The organism is Allorhizocola rhizosphaerae, assembly GCF_003426775.1.
Lineage (GTDB): Bacteria > Actinomycetota > Actinomycetes > Mycobacteriales > Micromonosporaceae > Allorhizocola > Allorhizocola rhizosphaerae.
Map to the genome: position 1 here is coordinate 1 of NZ_QJUG01000392.1, position 3,990 is coordinate 3,990.

5 protein-coding genes are annotated in these 3,990 nt (G+C 68.6%); all 5 read left to right on the forward strand.

The window, feature by feature from the left end:
* The coding region (locus DM816_RS40665; RefSeq protein ID WP_162908368.1) for a sensor histidine kinase at positions 1-1,010 on the forward strand (1,010 nt) is incomplete at its 5' end.
* A 1-nt stretch (position 1,011) separates the two neighbouring features.
* Positions 1,012-1,422: an ATP-binding protein gene (locus DM816_RS40670; protein ID WP_117215776.1), complete on the forward strand. Its 411-nt coding sequence runs from the start codon at positions 1,012-1,014 to the stop codon at positions 1,420-1,422.
* Positions 1,423-1,485: 63 nt separating this feature from the next.
* A complete protein-coding gene (locus DM816_RS40675) occupies positions 1,486-2,358 on the forward strand; it encodes a DUF5926 family protein (protein ID WP_117215777.1) in 873 nt (290 codons plus the stop codon).
* A 502-nt stretch (positions 2,359-2,860) separates the two neighbouring features.
* The gene (locus DM816_RS40680; protein WP_170318937.1) at positions 2,861-3,508 is read left to right on the forward strand and encodes an NERD domain-containing protein; all 648 of its coding nucleotides are present in this window, start codon (positions 2,861-2,863) and stop codon (positions 3,506-3,508) included.
* Positions 3,509-3,577: 69 nt separating this feature from the next.
* Positions 3,578-3,964 carry a hypothetical protein gene (locus DM816_RS40685; RefSeq protein WP_246002714.1) on the forward strand — a complete coding sequence of 129 codons (387 nt, stop codon included), beginning with the start codon at positions 3,578-3,580 and terminating at the stop codon, positions 3,962-3,964.
* The last annotated feature ends 26 nt before the right edge of the window (positions 3,965-3,990 follow it).

Sequence of the window (3,990 nt, forward strand, 5' to 3'; positions counted from 1 at the left end):
CGCAGTGGGCGCTCGGCCGGCCGGTGCAACCGGAGTCGGTCGCCGCGCTGACCCGGCCGGCGCCCCCGCCCTATCGGGTGGAGCTCGGCCTGCTGGAGCCGCTGGCCGCGCAGCAGCTGGTCGACCGCAAGGCGCGCTGGGCCCTGGTACACCCGGTGTATCTCGACGGTCGCCTGGCCGTCCTGATCGGAGCTTTCTTCGACGCGGAGCGAGAGATCGATCAGGACCTGACCGCGGTGATGAAGCTGGTCGCGTCGACGGTCGGATTCCTGTACCGGGCGACCGACACCGAGCGTGCGGCCAGCCCCAGCCCATCCGACGACAGCGAGCTGTTCATCGCCGTGACATCGCACGAGCTGCGCACGCCGGTGACGGTGATCAAGGGGTACGCCGACACGCTGCGCGATCACTGGGACCAGCTCGACGAACGGCAGCGCCGCGAGTCGGCCCGGGTCATCGGGCAGCGCGCGGACGAGCTGGCGCGCATGGTCGACCGCCTGCTCGACGCGAGCGTCACGGTCAACGCGATCAACATCGAGCGGGTGCCGTTCGATCTTGAATTGACGCTGCGCCGCGCGGCCGCCGGGCTCCCGCTGGACCTGCGCAAGCGGCTGCGCATGGAGCTGGACGTGGACCTGCCGCCCGCGCTCGGGCACCGGGTGAGCATCGCGAGCGTGCTCACGGAGTTGGTCACGAACGCACACAAGTACTCCCCCGGCGCGGCCCCGGTGATCCTGTCCGCCGGCTGGGACCGGTGCACCGTGTTCTTCCAGGTCGCCGATCGGGGAATCGGAATTCCCTCCGATAACACGCCAAACACGTTCCAGCGGTTCTGGCAGGGTGAGGCGGGCGATGATCGTCGGTATGGTGGTGCCGGTCTAGGTCTTTTCCTTGTCCGAAAGACTATTGAGCGACAAAACGGTTGGGTGTCCTTACGTCGCCGGGACGGGGGAGGTACCGTCGCAGAGGTACGCCTGCCGCGCGGTGACTTAGGTGTCGGGGAGGCATAGGGTGTCGACGGCCGTCGCAGAGAGCGCCTGGTGCGTGGTGGTTCCCCACCATGCCCGAGGCGCCCGGCAGGCACGGCATCGGCTTGCTGCGGCGCTCGCGGGCACCATTCCCCCAGCCCTGCTGGCCGATGTGATTTCCGTCGCAGGCGAGTTGATCGCCAACGCGATCCGGCACGCCGAGCCGCTGCCGGGCGGGGTGGTCCGGCTCGCGTGGCGGCTGCGCACCTCCGAGGAGGGACGCTCGGTCGAGGTGCGGGTGACCGACGGCGGCGCCGCCCAACTGCCCAGGCCCCGATCCGCGGGCCTCGAAGAGGCCGACGGGCGCGGCTTGACGATCGTCGAGGCGCTCGCCGACCGCTGGGGCGTCGACAGAGACGGCCTCGGCCAGTCCGTCTGGGCCGAGCTCAGCTGACCGGGCGCAGCGCGGTCGATCCGAGCGAAGCCGGCGGCGGAGAGCTGAACTAAGCTGCCGTTCGTGGGAAAGAAGAGCCGCGAGAAGGCCCAGAAGGCCGCTCCGAAGGTCAAGGACATTTTCGTCGCGCGCCCGTTCGGTGGGCTCGCCGATGAGGCGGAGTGGGTCGCCCTGCGGGAGCTGGTGCCGGCCGCGACCGCGCCGCTGCGGCTCAACCCGGAATACGAGGCCAAGTTCGGCCCGCGCGAGATCACGCTCGCCACGGTCCTGCCCATGGCCTGGCCCGCACTGACCAAACCGGATGGTCGCGTGTTCCTTGGGCTGCAACGCAACGACCGCTCCGGCGACGTCAACCGCGACGTGGCGGCGGCCCTGCTCAGGGCGTTCGAGACGGAGCCGGGCAATTCGGTGTCGGTGCCACTGCTGCCGGGCGAGGGGCCACGGCTGGGCGACATCATCATCGACGAGCCGCTCGATATCACCATGCGCACCGGGTTCGAGTTCTGGCTCGACCCCGACCAGGAGCGCGACGAGCAGGTGACCGCGTCGCTTGAGGCGGCCAACTCGTCGATCTTCCCGACGTCGAAGATGTCGGCGGCGCGTGCGGCGTACTGGTGCCGCGTGCCGGGCAAGGCGCACGTGCGCTGGGTTCTGCCCGACGCCGAGACGAGCGCGCTGAACGCGCTGGCCCGGCTGAGCGCGGCGGGCACGCTGAAGCTGGGCGACGACACCCGCTTCGCGGGCATGTTCCGGGCGCACAGTCTGCTTGTGCCAGTGTGGGACCTGCCATCCGAACCGGAGGCCGACGAGTGGGAGCAACCGCTGGCCACGCTGGCGGAGCGCTACGCGCAGGCTATCGCCTCCGACGAGCCGCTGACGGCCGACGAGCGGCGCGCCAAACAGGGCCTCCTGGGCCGCCAGCTCAGCCTCCGCTGAACGATCGCCGCTAAGCCACCGCAGCCACCCGAAGGCGACATCGACTCAGCCTCCGCTGAACGATCGCCGCTGAGGCACCGCAGAGACCGGCTACCCGAAGGGGACGTCGACTCAGCCTCCACTGAACGACCACGACTCAGACATCGCGGAGACTCGACCGGCGGCACGGGCGTCGGCTCAGCATCCGCCGAATGGCCGGGGCTGGACCGACTTGCGGGCCGAGACCTGGGCCCGAAAGGGTGCCGGCTCGGCCTCCGCCGACAGCTTGCGGCCCGGCCACCGCCGAGACCGGCCATCAGAAAGAGGCGTTGACCACCCCGCACCAACAGATCGTCATGTGTCGATTTGCGCTGGTTCCGCCCGCATGAATCAGACATTCATCTATTCACTCAGGTACAGTCGCCCGATAAACCCTGCCCTCCCTATAGGAGAGTTAGAGGATTTTCACGTACGGTAAGGAAACCCTAACTCAGTGCGTGGCACCGCCGGAGGACAGGAAAACATGACCACATACCCATATCGCCCGCAGTTCGGTGAGCCCCTGCGGCTCCCCGCTACGCAATGGGCGAGACGCATCCGCGAGGAACAGCTCGTCAGACGCATGGCAGCAGCCGAGGAGCGTGCGGCACACCGGCTCGGCGCGGAATGGCACGTCATCGAATGGCCCAACCTCAGACCGCCTATCACGGCCGGCAAGACCATGCCCCTTCCCGGCTTTCTCGCCATCGGGCCGGGCGGCCTCTTCTCGGTCTCCATCGCGCAGCACGGCCGAAGCCGGGTCCTGATCGCCGGGGACGTCGTGCAGATCAACGGCAAGCGTCCGTCCTATGTGAACCAGGCTCGCCGCGACGCCAGGCAGGTCGCCAAGGCGATCTCGGGCGCGATCGGGCAGGAGATCAAGGTCTTCCCGGTCCTCGCATTCGTCGGCAACGGCACGATCAGCGTGAACGGCCTGCCGAAGGACTGCGTCGTCACCACCTATCGCGAGCTCGACAAGGTGCTCGCCGCGACCGGACGGCGGATCACACCGTCCACTGCGGACAAGCTCTCTCAGGTCGCGCGCAACCCCGGAATCTGGGGCGATGCCAGCGGTTATCGGTGGTACGCGGAGGGAACAACACCCGGTGACAAGGGCACGACACGCGGGTAACGTGTGCTGACGATGACCCACATCGAGCTCTCACTGTCCCCTTTGCCACAGCCCGCAGCGGAGGCAGAAGTGACCGACCCGCTCGAGCGGTGGGCCACTGCTGTGTCCATGGCAGAGGAATCCTGCCTGATGCTCGACGCCGCGGGGATCATCGTGGCGGCGTCCGGGCCGTGCGCCCGGCTGCTGTGCCTCGGGCAGCCGTTCGAGCTCGTCGGCAGGCACGTTTTGGACCGTGAGGTGCTCTTTCTCATCGACTTCACCGCCGCGGGCAACGAACTCGGCGAATCCGAGCGCGAGCAGATCCCCCCACTGCTCGCGCTCACCTCGGGGCGCCTGGCCCGCGGGCTGCTGCGAGTTCGCAACGCCGAGAGCAGCCGGACGCTGGACGCCATCGCCTCCCCGCTGCGTCGGCACGATGAGGTCGTCGGCTCACTCACCTTTTTCGCCATTGTGTAATTAGCATTACCGCTGTGCCCCTCCCG

Coding starts and splice junctions, on each gene's coding strand:
- DM816_RS40680 (WP_170318937.1), top strand. CDS start 2,861: ATGACCACATACCCATATCGCCCGCAGTTCGGTGAGCCCCTGCGGCTC.